Below are 19,326 nucleotides of genomic sequence, written 5' to 3'. Positions count from 1 at the left end.
TCGCCGCAGGGTGTGACGGGCTTCACTAAGCGTCCCAGCGCAACATTGACCTGACGGCCGCGCCTTAGAATGCCGTGCATGACCTCCAGAAAGGACGTGCAGGAAGACACCCGAATACCCCGTATCGCGGCCGACCTGAACGCGCCGCGCGTGCTGGTGCTGAACGCCTCGTACGAGCCGCTGCACGTCACGAGTGCCAAGCGGGCCATCACGCTGGTGCAGTACGGCGTGGCCGAGATTCTGGAGGACAGCGCCGACGTGGTCCGCTCGCCCAGCACCGTCATGACCGTGCCCAGCGTGATCCGCCTGCGCCGTTACGTGCGCCGCCCGCGCGTGCACCCGGTGCCGTTCAACCGCCGCAACGTGCTGCGCCGCGACACCTTCGCCTGCCAGTACTGCGGCTCGCCGGAGGAACTCACGCTGGATCACGTCCTGCCCCGCTCGCGCGGCGGGCGGCACACCTGGGAGAACGTCACGACCGCCTGCCGCGCCTGCAACCAGCGCAAGGGCAACCGCACGCCCGAGGAGGCCGCCATGCCGCTGCGCACCCGCCCCCGCGCGCCCACCTTCGGGGTGTACGCCCACGGGCAGTTCGCGCACTGGCAGCCGCAGTGGACCCGTTACCTGGGCGGCTGACCCCGGCACCCGTGTGGCTGGCCGCTAGACTGCCGTATGAACCGTGATCAGGCGTACGCGTTGATGCTGGAGCACACTCCGTCCGGGTCGCTGCGGCGGCACATGCTGAACGTGGAGGCCGCCATGCGTGTCTACGCCCGCCACTGGGGCGAGGACGAGGACCTGTACGCCGTGGCGGGCCTGCTGCACGACTTCGATTACGAGTTGCATCCGGAGGAGCACCCGACCTGGGGCGTGGCGTTCCTGCGCGAGCACACCGACACCCCGCCGGAAGTGCTGGACGCGATCATGGGTCACGCGGCCTTCACGGGCACGCCCCGCGAGTCGCGGCTCTCGCGGACGCTGTTCGCGGTGGATGAACTGACCGGGCTGGTGCAGGCGGCCGCGCTGGTCCGCCCGGACCGGGACGTGCGGCAGGTGGAACTGCCCAGCCTGAAAAAACGCTTTAAAAACCGGGCGTTCGCGGCGGGCGTCAACCGCGACGAGGTCGAGCAGGGCGCCCGTGAACTGGGCGTGCCGCTCGACGAGCACATGGCGCGGGTGCTGCGGGCCATGCAGGACGCGGCGCCCGCACCCGAACCAGCCTGACGCCGGGTCCGCTCAGGGCGCGCGGGGCGGGAAGCGCACGAAGGTCAACCAGAACGCCTCGAAGGCGCGCATGGCGCCCAGGAAGTTCTCGAACCCCACGGGTTTGACCACGTACCCGCTGGCGTGCCGTTCGTACGAGGCGCGCACGTCGTCGTCCGCCTGACTGGTGGTGAGCATCACGACCGGAATGCTGCGCAGTGCGGGGTCGGCCTTGATTTCCTCCAGGACTTCCAGGCCGGTCTTGCGGGGCATGTTGATGTCCATCAGGATCACGTCCGGGCGGGGCGCGCCGCTGTGTTCACCCTCGCCACGCAGGAAGCGCAGGGCGTCCACACCGTCACGGGTGACGTGAAGGCGGTTGGGCACGCGGGAATCCTCGAACGCTTCGAGGGTCAGCAGGACGTCCGGTTCGTTGTCCTCGACCAGCAGGATTTCAATGGGTTGCATGGTGGATGTCAGGGTCATTGTGGGGTGGGTGCCACGGGCAGTGTCAGGTGGAAGGTGCTGCCCTGTCCGGGCGTGGATTCCAGCCAGATGCGGCCCCCGTGGAACTCCACGATTTTACGGCAGATGGCGAGGCCCATGCCGTTACCGGCGAAGGTCTCGCGGCGGTGCAGGCGCTGGAAGATGTCGAACACCCGCGTGTGGTACTCGGGCGCGATGCCGATCCCGTTGTCCTGCACGGTCACGTGCACGAATTCACCGTCCAGTTCCGAATGCACCTGCACGCGGGGCGCGCGGTCCTCGGCGTGGAATTTCAGGCCGTTGCTGATCAGGTTGGTCAGCAGTTGCAGCAGCAGGGACGGCTGGCCCAGCACGGCGTGCGGCGCGTGCCACTCCAGGGTGCCGCCGCCCTGCTCCAGCGTGGCGCGGACGTTCTGCTCGGCGGCGCGCAGCAGGGCGTGCAGGTCCGTGCGTTCCAGCGGCGTTTCCTGCCGCCCGACCCGCGCGAAGCCCAGCAGGTCCTGGATCAGGCTGCGCATGCGGATCACGGCGTCCTGCATGTAGTGCAGGTACTGGTCGGCGCGGGGGTCCAGTTGCCCCTGGTAACGGCGGACGAGCAGTTCGGTGTAACTGCCGACCGTGCGCAGCGGTTCCTGAAGGTCGTGACTGGCGATGTACGCGAACTGTTCGAGGTCCTGGTTGCTGCGTTCCAGGTTCTCGATCACGTCCCGCAGTTGCGCCTGGGCGCGTTCGCGTTCGGTGGTGTCCTGCACCATGACGACCGCGCCGCTGACCACGCCCGCCTCGTCGTGGGTGGGCGTGACCACGTACGCGACCGGCACGGCGTGCCCCTGCGCGTGCCACATCACGTCGTGTTCAACGCGGCGCGTCTGGCCGTCCTGAATGGTCTGGTGGATGGGGCAGTCGTGCAGCGGGTACTCGCGGCCGTCGGCGTGGTGGTGGTGCACCAGGGCGTGCTGGGGCGCGCCGATCATGCGTTCCACGCTGTACCCCAGCATGCGCGCGGCGGCCGGGTTGGCGAAGGTGGTCACGCCGCGCAGGTCCAGCCCGAAGATGCCTTCCCCGGCGGCGGTCAGCAGCAACGTGCTGAAGCGCGTGACGTTCGCGAGGTCCAGGGTGCGGGCCTGCACGCGGCGTTCCAGGTCGGCGTTCAGGTCGATCAGGGCCTGCTGCGCCTCGCGCACGTCGCTCATGTCGGTGTGCGTGCCGACCCACTCGCGGATCTGGCCGCCGTCGTCGATGACCGGCACGGCGCGGGCCTGCATGGGCACGTACGTGCCGTCGGCGCGGCGCAGGCGGTGCTCGACCAGGTACGGTTGCCGGGTCAGGGTGGCGCGCTGCCAGCATTCGGTGGTCCGGGCGCGGTCTTCCGGGTGCACGGCGTTCAGCCACCCGGCGTAGCTGTAACTCGCCTCGCTCTGACCGGTGAACGCCTCCCAGCCGGGTTGCGGGGGCAGGAACGTGCCGTCCGGGTGGGCGTCCCAGACGATCTGCGTGGTCGCCTCGACCAGCGACCGGAAGCGCTGCTCGCTGCCGCGCAGGTCGGCTTCCATGCGGTAGCGGTCGGTGACGTCCGCGAACACGGTCGTCACCTGCTCCGGGGTGTCCTGGCCGGGCGGGGTGTGCGGCAGGGCCGTCACGTGCAGCCAGCGCCAGTCGTCGCTGCCGGGCCGGTAGATGCCCATCGGGACGTCCCGGACGGTCTGCCCGGTCCGGAGGGCCACCTGCGAGGGGTGGGTGTCGCCGGGGAACGGCAGGCCGTCCGGGTGAATGGCGCGCCAGCGGGGGTCCATGGAGTCCCGCCCGGCCAGTTGCGCCTCGCTGAGGCCCAGGATGCGGGTGGCGCTGGCGTTCACCTGCAGGATGCGGGTATCGCGGCCCTGCACGGCCACACCCAGCCCCAGGCCGTCCATGAAGTCCAGCGCGGTACTGAGCGGTTCGGGCGTCTGGCGCAGGTGCAGCAGCGCGCAGGCCGCGCCGTCCGGGCCGGGAGTGGCGGGCGCGGCCGTGACCAGCGTGACGCTCGCGCCGGGGCGCAGCACCACGCTGGCCCGCGCGGTCTGCCCTGCCAGCGCGGCTTCCAGGGGACCGCGCAGCGCGGCCGCCACCTCCGGCGTGAACAGCGCCGCCCAGTCCGGCTGCCCCGACAGTTCCGGCGTGCCTCCTGTCAGGGTCGCCTGGGCTGCCGGGTTCAGCTGCGCCGCGCCGTCCGCCGTGATCAGCAGCAGCGGGTCCGGCAGTGCCAGCAGCAGCGCCGAGGCGTCCACGTGAGAAAACCCCGGCGGGTCGCCCGGCCGGGAGTCGCGCTGGTCTGTCACGGGGGCCTGCCTCAGCCGCGCAGGGCGTACCCGACGCCACGCACGGTGCGCAGCAGGCCGTAGCCGTCCAGGTCACGCAGTTTGGCGCGCAGGTTGGCCATGTGCACGTCCACGACGTTGCTGCCCTCGGGCAGGCGGCCCTGCCAGATTTCCTGGCCGATCTCCTGGCGGGAGTACACGCGGCCCGGCTGGCGGATCAGCAGCGCCAGGATGTCGAACTCCTTGGGCGACAGGCGCAGTTCGTCGCCCTTGTAGGTCACGAGGCGTTTCTGGGGGTCCAGGGTCAGTTCGCCCATGGTGAGGCTCTCGGTGGTGCGCTGCCGGAGCTGCACCTTCACGCGCGCCAGCAGTTCGTCCGGGTGGAAGGGCTTGATCAGGTAGTCGTCGGCGCCCAGGCCCAGCAGGCGGACCTTCTCCTCGACGGTATCGCGGGCGGTCAGCACGATGATCGGCACGGCGCTGTTCTTGCGCAGGCGCTGCACGACGTCGCCGCCGTCGAAGTCCGGAAGGCCCAGGTCCAGCAGGATCAGGGTGGGCTGCTCCTCGCGGGCCTTGATCAGGCCGTTCATGGCCGAATCGGCGTGTTCCACTTCGAAGCCGGCGTCCGTCAGGTCCATGCGCAGGACGTTGGCGATATCCAGGTCGTCCTCGATGACAAGAATGCGTTGAGAGGTCACGCCGCGAATGATACCGCTTTGCCGCGCCGCGCCGTCATCAGCTTCCCTTTACATGCCCCCCGCCGGACATGCCCCGCCGCTGACATGCACTCCTGCTGACATGCCCCGCTGCACACGCCGCGTGGGGACAGGCGTGGGGGACCGGGCCGTGCCCAGCCCGGCGCGCGGACAGGGGGAACGCGAACAGGGGGAACGGCGGCGCCCAGCCCGGTGTGGTAGGTTGAACCTACCGCGTTCCGACCCCACACCCGGCATTTCCGGGGGACCGAACGACACAACCGCATGAACCGCACTCAGGCCGCATTCCAGGCCCCGCCGTCTCACACAACCCGCCCGCGTCAACGCGACAGGCACCCGGAGTACCCATGACCCAACCCAGCAAAGCCGCCCCGAACGAAGCGGGCGCCGCCCCACACCTCGAAGTCATTCCGCTTGGCGGCATGGGCGAGATCGGCAAGAACATCACCGCCTACCGTTTCGAAGACGAGATCATGATCGTGGACGCCGGACTGGCGTTCCCCGAAAGCCACCAGATGGGCATCGACCTGATCATCCCGCGCATCGATTACCTGCAGCAGAACGCCGGGCTGATCAAGGGCATGATCCTCACGCACGGGCACGAGGATCACATCGGCAGCCTGCCGTACGTCCTGCCGCGCCTGCCGCGCATTCCCGTGTACGGCGCGGGCCTGACGCTGGGCCTGGTGCGCGAGAAACTGTCCGAGTTCGGCATCAAGGACGGCGACGTGGACCTGCGCGAGATCGAACTGACCGACAAGATCCGCATCGGCACGCACTTCCAGGTGGAATTCATCCGCATGACCCACTCGATTCCCGACAACGCCGGGTACATCCTGACCACGCCGGCCGGGGTGGTGCTGCACACCGGGGACTTCAAACTCGACGAGGAACCCAGCGACGGCAAGACCAGCGACCTCGCACGCATCGAGCAGGCCGGGAAGGACGGCGTGCTGCTGCTGCTCAGCGACTCCACCAACGCCGAGCGTCCGGGCCGCACGGCCAGCGAGGCCGACGTGGCCCGCAGCCTGGAAACCCTGATCGCCGGCATCAAGGGCCGCGTGTTCATGACGACCTTCGCGTCGAACGTGCACCGCATCCAGAACGTCATCAACATCGCGCACCGCCAGAGCCGCCGCGTGGTCATGGAAGGCCGCTCCATGCTCAAGTACGCGCAGGTCTCGCAGCAGCTCGGGTACATGGAACTGCCCGAACCGTTCCTGACGAACGACGAGGTCGGCGGCCTGCAGGACCAGCAGGTGCTGTACGTCTGCACCGGCAGCCAGGGCCAGCCCATGAGCGTCCTGTCACGCCTGGCGTTCGGGAACCACGCCAAGATCGCCCTGCGCCGCGGCGACAGCGTCATCCTGAGCAGCAACCCCATCCCCGGCAACGAGGAAGCCGTGAACCTCGTCATCAACCGCCTGTACGAGATCGGCGTAGACGTGTACTACCCCCCCACCTACAAGGTGCACGCCTCCGGGCACGGCAGTCAGGAAGAACTCGCCACGATCCTGAACCTCGCCCGGCCCAAGTACTTCCTGCCGTGGCACGGTGAACCCCGCCACCAGATCAACCACGCCCGCCTCGCCCAGACCCTCCCCCGCCCGCCCAAGCGCACCCTGATCGCCAAGAACGGCGACGTGATCCGCCTCAGCCAGGACGAATTCAAGGTCACGGGCACCGTGCCCGCCGGAGCCGTGTACGTGGACGGCCTGGGCGTCGGGGACATCGGGGACGACGTGCTGCTCGACCGCGTGAACATGAGCCAGGAAGGCATCCTGATCATGACGGCCGTGCTGCACCCCACCCCGCACGTGGAGATCGTGTCGCGCGGCTTCGTGCGCGCCAACCGCGAACTCGACGGGCAGATCCGCAAGGTCGCCCTGGAAGCCATCGAACAGGGCATGCGCGAGAAGAAACGCCTCGAAGACGTCCGCGACGACATGTACGGCGCGGTCAGGCGCTTCGTGCGCAAGGTCACGGGCCGCAACCCCGTCCTGATCCCACTGCTGGTGGACTGAACGCGGGACTGAACGGCGTTCGCGCGGCCAGGAAGGCTCCCCATGCAGGGGAGCTTTTTCGTGTGTGGGGCGCATGTGGGCGAGGATGCTGCGGTCAGGGCGGCGCAGCGTGCGCGGGCCGTCTGCCTCTTGCGCATGCGGGCAAGTCTGGGTTCGCCTACGTTCCCTTTCGTGCGCCGTGCGATAATCGCTGCCATGAGCGTGATTCCCTACGTGATCGAGCAGACCGGGCGTGGCGAGCGGATGTACGACATCTACTCGCGCCTGCTGAAGGACCGGATTATCTTCGTGGGCACGCCCATCGAGTCGCAGATGGCGAACACCATCGTGGCGCAGTTGCTGCTGCTGGACAGCCAGAACCCGGAGCAGGAGATCCAGATGTACATCAACTGCCCCGGCGGTGAGGTGTACGCGGGCCTGGCGATCTACGACACCATGCGCTACATCAAGGCGCCGGTCAGTACGATCTGCGTGGGGATCGCGATGAGCATGGGCAGCGTGCTGCTGATGGCCGGGGACAAGGGCAAGCGCATGGCGCTGCCGAACAGCCGGATCATGATTCACCAGGGGTCGGCGGGCTTCCGTGGGAACACGCCGGACCTGGAGGTGCAGGCCAAGGAGGTGCTGCACCTGCGTGACAAGCTGGTGGGTATCTACCATGAGCACACCAGCATTCCGCATGACAAGCTGATGCGGGACATGGAACGCGATTACTTCATGTCGCCCGAGGAGGCCATGGGGTACGGGTTGATCGACAGTGTGGTGGACCGCGTCCGGTCCGGGGAGGCTGAGGAACAGTGACGAAGAATGGTGGGGACCGCTGCTCGTTCTGCGGGCGGCAACACCCTCAGATCGCGCAGCTGATCGAGGCTCCGGGGCGCGCGGCGTTCATCTGCAACGAGTGCACGGAGCGGGCGCATGAGCTGGTCAAGCAGAACAGGAAGGCGGGCGCGGAGTTCAGCCTGGAGGAACTGCCGACGCCGCGTGAGATCAAGGCGTACCTCGACGAGTTCGTGATCGGGCAGGACGAGGCGAAGAAGGCGCTGGCGGTGGCGGTCGTGAGTCACTACCAGCGGCTGGCGCACCCGGACGTGAACCTGCAGAAGAGCAACATCCTGCTGATCGGGCCGACCGGGACGGGCAAGACGCTGCTGGCGCAGTCGCTGGCCGAGATGCTGGAAGTTCCGTTCGCGATTGCGGACGCGACCACCCTGACGGAAGCCGGGTACGTGGGTGACGACGTGGAGAACGTGATCGTGCGTCTGTTGCAGGCCGCCGAGTACGATGTGGCGGCCGCCGAACGCGGGATCATCTACGTCGATGAGATCGACAAGATCGCCCGCAAGTCCGAGGGGACCAGCATCACGCGTGACGTGTCGGGCGAGGGTGTTCAGCAGGCGCTGCTGAAGATCATCGAGGGGACGGTCGCGCAGGTGCCGCCGCAGGGTGGCCGCAAGCACCCGCAGCAGGAACTGGTGCAGGTGAACACGAAGAACATCCTGTTCATCGTGGGCGGCGCGTTCGATGGGATCGCGGACATCGGCCGCAGCCGCACGAACGTGCGCGCGGTGGGGTTCGGGGCCGAGCACAAGGGTGACGAGAAGGCAGAACTGCGCTTCCTGCCCGAGGACCTCGTGAAGTTCGGGTTGATTCCGGAGTTCGTGGGTCGCCTGCCGCTGGTCGTGCAGTTGCAGGATCTGGACGAGGAGGCGCTGGTGCGTATCCTGACGGAGCCGCAGGGCGCGATCGCGTCTCAGTACCAGGCGCTGTTCGGGTTCCAGGATGTGGACCTCACGTTCACGGACGAGGCGCTGCGTGAGGTGGCGCGCCGGGCGCGTGACCGCAAGACCGGGGCGCGTGGGTTGCGGGCGGTGCTGGAGAAGGCCATGACGGACCTGCTGTTCGAGTTGCCGGTCGAGGGTCTGAAGGACCTGCGGTTCGACGCGGAGCATATCGATGCCCCTCTGGCCCTGCTTGAGTCTAAGGGACTCAAGAAGTCTGCCTAAACGCAACAGAGATTACAGCGAGCCCCCGCCCGCGTCCCTACACTTCTGGGACACCGTGCGGGGGTGTCGTCTACCGTAGCCCCCGCGTTACACTCAACCATTCCCGCGCCCGCAGTGGCGTGGCCGTAAGGAGCAAGCATGATCTGGGAACTACCCGTCGTCGCACTGAGAAATATCGTGATCCTGCCCGGCGTCACCATGAACGTCGACGTGGGCCGCCCCAAGAGCAAACGCGCCGTCGACGAGGCCCAGGCCAGCGACCGCCGCGTGCTGCTGCTCACCCAGCGTGACGCCCGCACCGACGACCCCACCCGCGCCGAACTGTTCGACATGGGCGTGCTGGCCGTCATCAAGCAGGTCGTGCGCATGCCCGACAACACCTACCAGGTGCTCGTCGAGGCGCAGGAACGCGCCGCCGTACAGGACGAGGTGCCCTCGGCGTACATGCGCGTGCGCGCCGAGACGCAGGCCACGCCCGCCGACGACAGCCGCGAGGTCGTCGTGCTGGCCCAGGAAGTCAAGAGCGCCTTCGAGGAGTACCAGCGCCAGAACAAGAACCTGCGCCTGGACAACTACCAGCTTGAAGGCCTCAAGGCCCTGACCGACGCGGGCGCGCTGGCCGATCAGGTCACGCACCACGCCACCTGGACGCCCGAGGAGAAGCAGGAGATCCTGGCGGCCGTCGCGCTGCGCGCCCGTCTGGAAGGCGTGCTGAAGTTCCTGGGCCGCGACACCGAACGTTTCAACATGGACAAGAAGATCGCGGGGCGCGTCAAGGAACAGATGGACGCCAACCAGCGCGAGTACTACCTGCGCGAGCAGATGAAGGCCATCGGCAAGGAACTCGGCGGCGGCGAGGACGGCCCGGCCGAGGTCGAGGCGCTGCGCGAGAAGATCGAGGCGGCCGGCATGCCCGAATCGGTCAAGGAAAAGGCCCTGAAGGAGCTTCAGCGTCTGGAACGCACGCCCGGCGGCAGCCCCGAGAGCACCGTGGTCCGCAACTACATCGACTGGCTGGTGGACGTGCCCTGGAGCAAACGCGACGAGGAGATCCTGGATATCGCCCGCACCCGCGAGATCCTGGACGCCGATCACTACGCGCTGGGCGATGTGAAGGACCGCATCCTGGAATTCCTGGCGGTGCGTCAGCTGACCCACAAGCCCGGCGAGACCGAGGAGGCCCGCAAGGAACGCAGCGCCGAGGAACGCACGGACGACGCCGAACTGCGCGCCCCGATCCTGGTGCTCGTCGGCCCTCCCGGCGTCGGTAAGACCAGCCTGGGCAAGAGCATCGCGCGCAGTCTGAACCGCAAGTTCGTCCGCATGGCGCTGGGCGGCGTGCGTGACGAGGCCGAGATCCGCGGGCACCGCCGCACGTACATCGGCTCCATGCCGGGCCGGATCATTCAGGCGATGAAGAACGCGGGCGTCACGAACCCCGTGATCCTGCTCGACGAGATCGACAAGATGAGCAGCGACTGGCGCGGCGACCCCAGCAGCGCCATGCTGGAAGTGCTGGACCCCGAACAGAACCACACCTTCCAGGATCACTACCTGGAAGTCCCGTACGACCTGTCGCAGGTCATGTTCATCACGACCGCCAACAGCCTGCAGACCATTCCGCGCCCGCTGCTGGACCGCATGGAGATCATCAACATTCCCGGCTACACCCAGCCGGAGAAGGTCGAGATCGCCCGGCGCTACCGCGTGCCCCGTCAGATCAAGAGCCACGGCCTGACCGGCAAGCTGGAGATCACGGACGCCGCCCTGAACCGCATCGTCGAGGAGTACACCGCCGAGAGCGGCGTGCGGAACCTCGACCGGCAGGTCAGCAAACTGGCCCGCAAGGCCGCCCGCGAACTGCTCGAAAGTGCCTGGGACGGCGTGAAGGTCATCGATGCGGCGCAGGTTCCGGATTACCTGGGCGTGCCCGTGCACCGCCCGGAAAAGATGGAGAAGGAACCGCAGGTCGGCGTGGCCCAGGGCCTCGCGTGGACCAGCGTGGGCGGCACCATGCTGCTCGTCGAGGCGCTCGCCACGCCCGGCAACGGCAAGATCGTCATGACCGGTTCGCTGGGCGACGTGATGAAGGAAAGCGTCAGCGCGGCCATCGCGTACCTGCGGGCGCACGCCGCGCAGTACGGCGCGGACCCGGACTTCCACAAGACCATGGACCTGCACGTGCACTTCCCGGACGGCGCCACGCCCAAGGACGGCCCCAGCGCCGGGATCACCATCGCCACGGCCGTGATCAGCGCCGTGACCGGCCGCCCCGTGCGCATGGACGTCGCCATGACCGGCGAGATCAGCCTGCGCGGCCGGGTGCTGCCCATCGGCGGGGTCAAGGAGAAACTGCTGGCCGCGCACCAGGGCGGCATCCGCGAGGTCATCATTCCCAAGGACAACGAGCCTCAGCTTCAGGAGGTGCCGGACAGCATCCGCGGTGACCTGCGCATCCACGCGGCCGAGCGGGTCGGCGAGGTGCTGGCGCTGCTGCTGCTGCCTAAACCCGAGACCGACACGGACAGCATGCCCGTCCCGCTGGGCAAGACCCCCACCCAGCCCGGCGCGTAAGCACCCGGCGCCACAACAGAGCGCACCACAGGAACGTCCCCCCGGTCTGACTGGGGGGACGTTCCTGTGGTCGGGTGGGTCAGCGGCGTCCGTAGCCGCCGGTACCGCCGCCCATTTCCGGGGTGCTGGTGGTGCCCGCGCCGCGGCCCACATCGGCGCGGCCCACGTCGGCGCCGCGTCCGGCGTCACGGCCCGCGTACCCGCCGGGCGCGGGGGTGCTGCTGGGCGCGAAGCCCGCCACGGGCGCGCTGCCGTACCCGGCGGGCGCGGCGGCGCTGCCTCCGGCGGTTCCGACGGTGGGGTCGTTGGCGAGGCGGGCGAATTCCTTGCTGTCCACGGCGCGCTCGACGCCGATGTCGAAGGAGATCACGCGGCGGCGGTACAGGTTCGCCAGGAAGGCGTCCATGGTGACCATGCCCTCGCGCGCGCCGGTCTGCATGACGGAGGTGATCTGGTAGGTCTTGCCCTCGCGGATCAGGGCGCGCACGGCGGGGTTGGCGATCAGCAGTTCGTACGCCAGGATGCGGCCCTGGCCGTCCAGGCGGGGCAGCAGCTGCTGCGTCATGACGGCCACGAGGTTGTTGGCGAGCTGCACGCGGATCTGCTCCTGCTGCTCCTCGGGGAACACGTCCACGATACGGTCGATGGATTCCGGCGCGGAGTTGGTGTGCAGGGTGCCCATCACGAGGTGTCCGGTCTCGGCGGCGGTCACGGCGGCCTTGATGGTCTCGTAGTCGCGCATTTCGCCGACCAGGATCACGTCGGGCGCCTGACGCAGCACGGCGCGCAGGGCGTCGTTGAAGCTCATGGTGTCCGCGCCGACCTCACGCTGGTTGATGATCGACTGCTTGTGCGTGTGCATGAACTCGATGGGGTCCTCGATGGTCATGATGTGCAGCCGCTTGGTGGTGTTGATGTAGTCGATCATGGCGGCCAGCGTGGTGGATTTCCCCGAACCGGTCGGGCCGGTCACGAGCACCAGGCCGCGCGGCGCGTTGGCGATGTCGATGACGTTCTGCGGGAGGCCCATCTCCTGGGCGCTCTTGATCTTGGTGGGAATCAGTCGCAGCACGCCGCCCACGTTGCCGCGCTGCATGAAGGCGTTCACGCGGAAGCGGGCCTTCTCACCCAGCGCGAACGAGAAGTCCAGTTCGCGGCGTTCCTCGAAGGTGCGCTGCTGCTTCTCGTTCATCATGGAGTACATCAGTTTGCGGGTCTCGGTGGGGGCCAGTTCCGCGAAGCCCTGCGAGTCGTACACGCCCTGCAACTTGAACTGCGGGGCGAGCCCGACGGTGAGGATCACGTCGGACGCGCCCTTGTCGGCGGCGAAACGCAGGATGTCGGTGATGTCGGCGGCGGGCTGGGTCATGGGGGTACCTCGGGGGGAACGTGGGGCGGGCAGGGGGCGGACGCGGAGGAGCTTACTTGCTGGTGACGGCCAGCACCTCCTCCAGGGTGGTGATGCCGGACAGCGCCTTCTCGATGCCGTCCTGGCGCAGGGTTTTCATGCCGCTCTGGTTGATGGCGACCTCGGTGATCTCGGTGGCGTTCTTGCCGGAGCCGATAGCGATGCGCAGCGGTTCGTCGATGACCATCAGTTCATGGATGCCCATGCGGCCCTTGTAGCCGGTGCCGCCGCAGCGGTTGCAGCCGGCGCCGCGCATCAGTTGCGCGCCGCGCAGGTCGCGTTCCGTGATGCCCAGGCGGCGCAGGACGTCCGGGTCGGCGTTGGTGGGGGCCTTGCAGTCCGGGCAGACCTTACGCACGAGGCGCTGGGCGACCACGCCCACGACGGCCGCGCCGATGTTGAAGTGCTCGACGCCCATCTCCTCGAGGCGCACGATGGCGCCCGGCGCGTCGTTGGTGTGCAGGGTGGCCAGCACGAGGTGTCCGGTCAGGGCGGCCTCGACGGCGATCTTGGCGGTCTCGGTGTCTCGGATCTCGCCAACGAAGATGATGTCGGGGTCCTGTCGCAGGAAGGCCCTCAGGGCGCGGGCGAAGGTCATGCCCGCCGTGTTGTTCACCTGTGACTGGATGATGCCCGGAATCTCGTATTCGACCGGGTCCTCGATGGTGGTGGTGTTCTTCTCGGGCACCGCGATGCGCTTGAGGGTGGAAAAGGACGTGAAGGACTTCCCGGAGCCGGTGGGGCCGGTCACCAGGAAGATGCCGTTGGGTTTGTGAATGGTGTCCAGGTAACGCTGGTAGTTGTGCTCGGAAAAGCCCAGTTGCTCGACTTCGGGGATGTTGCTGGCCTTCTGCAGCAGTCGCATGACGGCCTTCTCGCCGTACACGGTGGGCAGCGTGGACAGTCGCAGGTCGAGGTCGATGCTGCCCTTCTTGAAGCGCACGCGGCCGTCCTGCGGCACGCGCCGCTCGCTGATGTCCAGGTGGCCCATGATCTTGATGCGCGCCAGGATGCTCTGCGAACTGCCCTTGGGAAGCTCGTTCTGTTCGCGCAGGATGCCGTCCACGCGGTAGCGGACGCGCAGGGCCGTCTCGGTCGGTTCGATGTGGATGTCGCTGGCTTCCTGCAGGGCCGCCTCGCGGATGATGTTGTCCACGACGCGCACCACGGCGTTGTCGTCGAGGCCCGCGCTGACGTCGGTGTCTTCCTGGCGTTTGTTGTCCTTGTCGCGCTGCTTGCTTTCCTGCACCAGCCGCTGGTTCAGGTCGGCCATGTCCTTGCTGCCGAAGTACCGCTCGATCAGGCGGACGATGTCCTTTTCGGCCATGACGGCCGGGATGACCTCGCGGCCCGTGATGAGTTTCAGGTCGTCCAGCGCGAACACGTTGCGCGGGTCCTTCATGGCGATGACCAGCGACTCGCCCTGAAGGCGGACCGGGACCACGCCGTAGCGGCGGGCGGTGCTTTCCGGGATCATCAACGCGACCTTGCTGTCCGGCGGGTTCTGGACCGGGTCCAGGAACTCGTAGCCGAGCTGCGCGGCCAGCGAACGGGCCAGCATCTCCGGGCTGAGCTTCCCGGACTGCACCAGCGTGTCTTCCAGGCGGCCGCCCCCGGAGTTCTGTTTCTGCAGGGCGTTGTCGATCTCGTCGGCCCCGGCGAACCCGAGTTCCACGATCACCTCGCCCAGCGGTTTGACGCGGCCCTCGCGGGCCTGTACCTGCAACGCCTCGCGCAGCTGCGCGCGTGACAGGGTGCCCTGCTGCACCATCTGCTCGCCCAGGCGGCCGCGCTGCGGGTAGAAGCGTTCGATCAGCAGTTCCACGTCGCGCGGCTTGGCGAGAATCAGCTGCACGGGGCGGCCCACGAGCGCCTCGATGTCCTCGCGTTTGCGGGGATCGCTGGCGACCACCGTCACGCCGCTGTCGGTCTCGTCGACGGGCACGGCGTTCAGGCGCAGCGCGTCGGCGCGCAGCATGCTGCCCAGCACGTCCTCGCTGGGCTGGAAGTCGCGGGGGTTGCGCAGGTACACCGCGCCGACCTGCTCGGCCAGGATCTCGTACAGCTGATCTTCCGTGATGGCTTTCTGCGCGATCAGGGTGGAGCCCAGCGGTTCGCCCGTCTGCTGCTGAGAGTCCAGCGCGATCTGCAGTTGCGCGTCGGTGATCAGGCCGCGCGAGATCAGGCGCTGGCCCATCATGCCGCCGCCGCTGTTGGCCTCGGCGTCGGCGGGCAGTTCGGCCTGCAGGTTCAGGTCCGGGTAGTTCGTGGCGATGGCCCACATGATCTGGTCACGCAGCGCCTGGTACGGCTCGATGTTCATGCCGCTGTCGTCCTCGAGCGCCTCGATGCTCAGGCTGGACAGCGGGTCCACGATCGCCACGCGCAGGGTGCCGCCGTCCACCGCGAACGGGAAGGCCTGCACGCTCAGGGCCGTCTGGGGGCGCACGGCGGCCAGCGCCTGCGCCTCCGGCGTCACGACCAGCAGGTTCACCAGCGGAATACCCAGCGCCTCCTCGATGGCCCGCGCGATGCGTTTCTCGCCGACCATGCCGGAGTCGATCAGGATCTCCGCGAGGCGGCCGCCCACCTCGGCGTGACGGACCAGGGCTTTTTGCAGGTCCGTGTCGTTCACGTACCCCTGTTCGAGCAGAATGGCGCCCAGGCGCCGGTCACCGATTGAGAGTGCCATGTTGTGTCTCCTTGTTCAGACCCGGTCGGGCCGCGCGGCGTGAGGGAACGTGCAGAGTGCAGGAAGATGAGGAAGGAAGGCGTGGGCCGCGGGCGGGCGGAGCGGTGGGCCGTGTCATGTCAGTGATTCCAGTCGTGCCCGTACCGTTTCAGGACGGCGCGTTCCAGGCGGCGGGCCACGCGGGTATGAGGGAGGGCGTTTGTGGCCAGGGGGCGCACCAGGATGGTGTGCATGCCGCTCAGGTTGCCGCCCAGCACGTCCGTGAACAGTTGATCGCCGACCATGCCCACCTGATGCGCCGGGAGGTGCAGTTCGCTCAGGGCGCGGCGGAAGGCGCGGGGATTGGGCTTCCCGGCCAGTCCGACACCCTGGAATTCCAGTTTGTCCAGCCAGAACGCCGCGCGCCGCCCGGTGGCGTTGCTCAGCAGGTACAGGCCCACGCCCGCGATTTTCAGGTCGCGGACCCAGGCCAGGGTGCTGGCCACGCCCTGCGCGTCGTAACTGCCGTACGGGACCAGGGTGTTGTCCAGGTCCAGCAGCAGGCCGTGCAGGCCCCGGTCGGCCAGGAATTCCGGTGTCAGGTGAGTGACGTGGTCGATCACGTCGCGGGGGCGCAGCAGACTCACGCCTGCCCCCGCGCCGGAGCGTCACGCAGGGCGTGCTGGCCGATCACGGCCCACATGCGCCCGGTGCGGCCCGCGTCGCGGCGGTACGAGTAGAAGTCCGCCTCGGTCGAGCAGCGGCCACTGACCCACACCTGCGCGTCCGGCACGCCCGCCCCGCGCAGCACCGCGCGGTTCGCTCCGGCCAGATCCAGGTGCCAGGTGGGATCACCGCGCAGTTCGTCCTCGTCGGCGCCCACATGCGCGCCCAGGCCCTCCTGCGCGAAGGCCAGCGCGACCTCCTCGCCGACCGGGTACGCGGCGGCGCGGATGCCGGGACCGACAGCGGCCAGGATGCGGGCCGGGTCGGCGCCCAGGTCGGTCATGGCCTGCACGGTGCGGGCGGCCACGCGGCCCAGCGTGCCCTTCCAGCCGGCGTGCGCGGCGCCGATCACCCCGGCGTGCGGGTCGTGCAGCAGCAGCGGGTAGCAGTCGGCGGTGCCGATGGCCAGCAGCACCCCGGCGTCGGCGGTGACCAGGGCGTCCCCGGTCCAGTGGCCACCGCTGCGGGCGTGCACGACGTCGGTGCCGTGCACCTGGGTCAGGCGGGCCACCTGGGCGGGCGTGAACCCCAGCGCCGCGCACAGCCGCTGGCGGTTTTCCTGCACGTGCGCGGGGTCGTCTTCACGGTCGTCGAGGTTCAGCCCACCGTAGGGACCGGTGGACACGCCACCAGCACGCGTCGTGAAGGCGTGCGGCGCAGTGAGGTGCGGCGCGCGGATCAGCATCAGGCGTTCAGTATGCAGGGTCATCTCTCACCGGATTCTGACGCGTCAAGTCCCACACCGGGGGATGCGGCCTTCATGCAGTGAACGCCCCCGCCCGCGCCCGGCCCGGACGGGGACGTTTTGCACCCGCTTCAGCAGGCGCCCGCGCGGGTTGCTAGAGTCCCCCCCATGAGTGTCAGCATTGACTTGAGCGGCAAGACGGCCCTGGTGATGGGCGTGGCGAACGCACGCAGCCTCGGCTGGGCCATCGCGCAGCAGCTTCTGGCGGCCGGGTGCCGCGTGGGCTTCTCGTACCAGGGCGAACGCCTGAAAGGCGAACTCGACAAACTGCTCGCCGGACACGAGAACGTCTGGACCCAGCAGGCCGACGCCACCAGCGAGGACGACCTGAGTGCCCTGTTCGGCCGCGTGAAAGACGAATTCGGGGGGCTGGACTACCTGGTGCATTCCATCGCGTTCGCGCCGCGCGCCGCCATGGACGGCCGGTTCCTGGACACCACCGAAGCCGACTGGAACACCGCCCTGAACGTCAGCGCGTACACGCTGGTCTCCACCTGCCGGCACGCCGAGACCCTGCTGCGCCCCGGCGGCAGCGTGATCAGCCTCACCTACCACGCCTCGCAGAAAGTCGTGCCCAAGTACAACGTGATGGGCGTCGCCAAGGCCGCGCTGGAAGCCACCACCCGCTACCTCGCCAGCGAGATGGGCGCCGCCGACGTGCGCGTGAACACCATCAGCGCCGGCCCCATGCGGACCATCGCGGCCCGCTCCATCCCCGGATTCGGCACCATGTACGAGAAAGCCGCCGAGGCCGCCCCGCTGGGCCGCAACGCCACACCCGACGAGGTCGGCAAGCTCGCCCTGTTCCTGCTTTCCGACCTGGGCAGCGGCATGACCGGGCAGACCGTGTACGTGGACGCAGGCTCCAGCATCATGGCCATGAAGATCGAGAACTGATACGGACTCCGATTGAACGGCTTTATAAGCCATTCAATCGGAGTCGGTATCAGACTGGCCGGGCTGGCTGTCGCGTTCGCGGTACGCGGCCCCCCAGGCCAGCATGGCGCGCACGATGGGTTCCAGCGTCAGGCCCAGCGGGGTCAGCGAGTACTCGACTTTCGGCGGTACCTGCGGGTAGACCTCGCGGTGGACCAGTCCATCGGCTTCCAGTTCCCGCAGTTGCAGGGTCAGCATGCGCTGCGTGACGCCCGGCATGCGCCGCTGCAACTCCGAGAAGCGGCGCGGCCCGCCCAGCAGGTGGTAGATCGCCACGGCCTTCCACTTCCCGCCGATGACGGCCACGGTGGTCGTGACGGGACAGGGCAGGGGGGCAGCAGGTGCGGGCGGTTCGGCGGGCGCGGTCATGCCCGCAGGTTAGCAGTCCACAGTTCCCAGAATGTGCGTACCTACCGGAAGTGTACGTACTTGGCAAGGCGTGGGTACCCTGGCAGACTGGGGGCACCGCAGGGGGAAACCGCCCGCCTGCCTCCCCTCCCCTTCTCCGCGTTCAGAACGGCGGCCGCCTCCGGGCGGACCCGCCGCAGGAGTTCCCATGTCCATTCCCAAGACCATGACCGTCATGGAAATCCAGCAGCCCGGCGGCCCCGAAGTCCTGCAACCCGCCACCCGTCCCGTCCCCACGCCCGGCCTGGGCGAGGTGCTCGTGCGCGTGCAGGCGATCAGCATCAACCCCGTGGACACCAAGTGGCGCGCCGGGGGGCCGCTGAAGGAATTCCCGGTCGTGCTGGGCTGGGACGTGTCCGGCGTGATCGAGGCAGTCGGGCCGTACGTGATGGAGTTCGCGGCCGGTGACGAGGTGTTCGGCATGCTGGCCTTCCCGCAGTTGCCCGGCGCCTACGCCGGGTACGTCCTGGCCCGCGCGGCGGACATCACCCTGAAACCCGCCGCGCTGAGTCACGAGGACGCCGCCGCCATGACCCTGGCCGCCCTGACCGCGCATCAGGCGCTGGAGAGGATGGACCTGCGCGCCGGTCAGCGCGTCCTGATCCACGCGGGTGCCGGGGGTGTCGGGCACTACGCGGTGCAGCTGGCCCGCGCGCGCGGCGCGCACGTGATCGCCACCGCCTCGGCCGGGAACGTGGACTTCGTGCGGGGTCTGGGGGCCGACGAGGTCGTGGATTACCGCGCGCGGCCCTTCGAGCAGCAGGTGCAGGACGTGGACGCCGTGTTCGACACGGTTGGCGGCGACACCACGGACCGCTCGTTCGCGGTGATCCGCCCCGGCGGGTGGCTGGTGTCCATCACGGCCGCGCCGTCCGAGGCACTGGCGCAGGAGCGGGGCGTGCACGCCACCCGGATTCTGGTGTACCCGTCGCGCGCGCACCTGAACGAACTCGTGCGGCTGGTCGCGGCCGGGCAACTGCGCTCGCACGTCAGCCAGGTGTTCCCGCTGGCGCAGGTGGCCGACGCGCACCGCGCCCAGCAGACGGGCCGCACGGTCGGCAAGCTCGTGCTGCGCCCCTGACCGGCTCCTGTTCCCGCCCCGCACGGGATCGCTGCCTTATTCTGG

The 19,326-nt window shown here is 68.6% G+C and carries 16 protein-coding genes; 8 read left to right on the top strand and 8 right to left on the bottom strand.

The genetic code is table 11. The features are described from left to right. Positions 1-78 precede the first annotated feature (78 nt). Together IEY70_RS12290 and IEY70_RS12285 are read left to right on the top strand one after the other, a co-directional pair. Positions 79-636, top strand: a complete 558-nt coding sequence (locus IEY70_RS12290; RefSeq protein WP_189065310.1) for an HNH endonuclease — start codon at positions 79-81, stop codon at positions 634-636. A gap of 36 nt (positions 637-672) precedes the next feature. Then, positions 673-1,224 carry an HD domain-containing protein gene (locus tag IEY70_RS12285; protein ID WP_189065309.1) on the top strand — a complete coding sequence of 184 codons (552 nt, stop codon included), beginning with the start codon at positions 673-675 and terminating at the stop codon, positions 1,222-1,224. 12 nt (positions 1,225-1,236) lie between these two features. Here the strand turns inward: IEY70_RS12285 and IEY70_RS12280 are convergent, their stop codons facing one another. The 3 genes from IEY70_RS12280 to IEY70_RS12270 are packed head-to-tail and all read right to left on the bottom strand — an operon-like array spanning position 1,237 to position 4,684. Further along, positions 1,237-1,671, bottom strand: coding sequence for a response regulator (locus IEY70_RS12280; protein ID WP_373290782.1), 435 nt, complete (start codon positions 1,669-1,671; stop codon positions 1,237-1,239). 14 nt (positions 1,672-1,685) lie between these two features. Next, positions 1,686-4,007, bottom strand: coding sequence for a PAS domain-containing sensor histidine kinase (locus IEY70_RS12275; RefSeq protein ID WP_229777899.1), 2,322 nt, complete (start codon positions 4,005-4,007; stop codon positions 1,686-1,688). 11 nt (positions 4,008-4,018) lie between these two features. Then, entirely contained in the window at positions 4,019-4,684 is a 666-nt protein-coding gene (locus IEY70_RS12270; protein WP_189065307.1) for a response regulator transcription factor, read from the bottom strand. A 365-nt stretch (positions 4,685-5,049) separates the two neighbouring features. Here IEY70_RS12270 and IEY70_RS12265 point away from each other — a divergent pair, with 365 nt between their 5' ends. The 4 genes from IEY70_RS12265 to lon all read left to right on the top strand — a co-directional run bounded on the left by IEY70_RS12265 (position 5,050) and on the right by lon (position 11,306). Continuing rightward, positions 5,050-6,726, top strand: a complete 1,677-nt coding sequence (locus tag IEY70_RS12265; protein WP_189065306.1) for a ribonuclease J — start codon at positions 5,050-5,052, stop codon at positions 6,724-6,726. Between the two features lie 186 nt (positions 6,727-6,912). Beyond that, positions 6,913-7,527, top strand: coding sequence for an ATP-dependent Clp protease proteolytic subunit (gene clpP / locus IEY70_RS12260; protein ID WP_308425290.1), 615 nt, complete (start codon positions 6,913-6,915; stop codon positions 7,525-7,527). Further along, positions 7,524-8,732, top strand: coding sequence for an ATP-dependent Clp protease ATP-binding subunit ClpX (clpX, locus tag IEY70_RS12255; RefSeq protein ID WP_189065304.1), 1,209 nt, complete (start codon positions 7,524-7,526; stop codon positions 8,730-8,732). Before clpP ends, clpX begins: the two co-directional genes overlap by 4 nt. Before the next feature lie 138 nt (positions 8,733-8,870). Next, complete coding sequence (gene lon / locus IEY70_RS12250; RefSeq protein WP_189065303.1) at positions 8,871-11,306, top strand: endopeptidase La; 2,436 nt, start codon at positions 8,871-8,873, stop codon at positions 11,304-11,306. A 79-nt stretch (positions 11,307-11,385) separates the two neighbouring features. Here lon and IEY70_RS12245 read toward each other — a convergent pair whose 3' ends face one another. The 4 genes from IEY70_RS12245 to pgeF form a co-directional block, all read right to left on the bottom strand. After that, complete coding sequence (locus IEY70_RS12245; protein ID WP_189065302.1) at positions 11,386-12,675, bottom strand: type IV pilus twitching motility protein PilT; 1,290 nt, start codon at positions 12,673-12,675, stop codon at positions 11,386-11,388. 52 nt (positions 12,676-12,727) lie between these two features. Continuing rightward, positions 12,728-15,406, bottom strand: a complete 2,679-nt coding sequence (locus tag IEY70_RS12240) for an ATPase, T2SS/T4P/T4SS family (protein ID WP_189065301.1) — start codon at positions 15,404-15,406, stop codon at positions 12,728-12,730. A gap of 119 nt (positions 15,407-15,525) precedes the next feature. Next, a complete protein-coding gene (locus IEY70_RS12235; RefSeq protein WP_189065300.1) occupies positions 15,526-16,032 on the bottom strand; it encodes a YqeG family HAD IIIA-type phosphatase in 507 nt (168 codons plus the stop codon). Beyond that, a complete protein-coding gene (pgeF, locus tag IEY70_RS12230; RefSeq protein ID WP_189065299.1) occupies positions 16,029-16,820 on the bottom strand; it encodes a peptidoglycan editing factor PgeF in 792 nt (263 codons plus the stop codon). The genes IEY70_RS12235 and pgeF overlap by 4 nt, the downstream gene beginning before the upstream one ends. Positions 16,821-16,964: 144 nt before the next feature. Here pgeF and IEY70_RS12225 point away from each other — a divergent pair, with 144 nt between their 5' ends. Then, positions 16,965-17,753: an enoyl-ACP reductase FabI gene (locus IEY70_RS12225; RefSeq protein WP_189065298.1), complete on the top strand. Its 789-nt coding sequence runs from the start codon at positions 16,965-16,967 to the stop codon at positions 17,751-17,753. A 33-nt stretch (positions 17,754-17,786) separates the two neighbouring features. Here IEY70_RS12225 and IEY70_RS12220 read toward each other — a convergent pair whose 3' ends face one another. Continuing rightward, positions 17,787-18,161, bottom strand: coding sequence for a winged helix-turn-helix transcriptional regulator (locus IEY70_RS12220; RefSeq protein WP_189065297.1), 375 nt, complete (start codon positions 18,159-18,161; stop codon positions 17,787-17,789). Positions 18,162-18,348: 187 nt separating this feature from the next. On the opposite strand from IEY70_RS12220, the gene IEY70_RS12215 reads away from it, so the two are divergent. After that, positions 18,349-19,281, top strand: a complete 933-nt coding sequence (locus IEY70_RS12215) for an NADP-dependent oxidoreductase (protein WP_189065296.1) — start codon at positions 18,349-18,351, stop codon at positions 19,279-19,281. Positions 19,282-19,326: the final 45 nt, after the last annotated feature.

This window comes from Deinococcus seoulensis (assembly GCF_014648115.1).
GTDB lineage: Bacteria > Deinococcota > Deinococci > Deinococcales > Deinococcaceae > Deinococcus > Deinococcus seoulensis.
The sequence above is the reverse complement of the archived record's forward strand: the minus strand, read 5'-3'. Positions and strand labels throughout refer to the sequence as shown.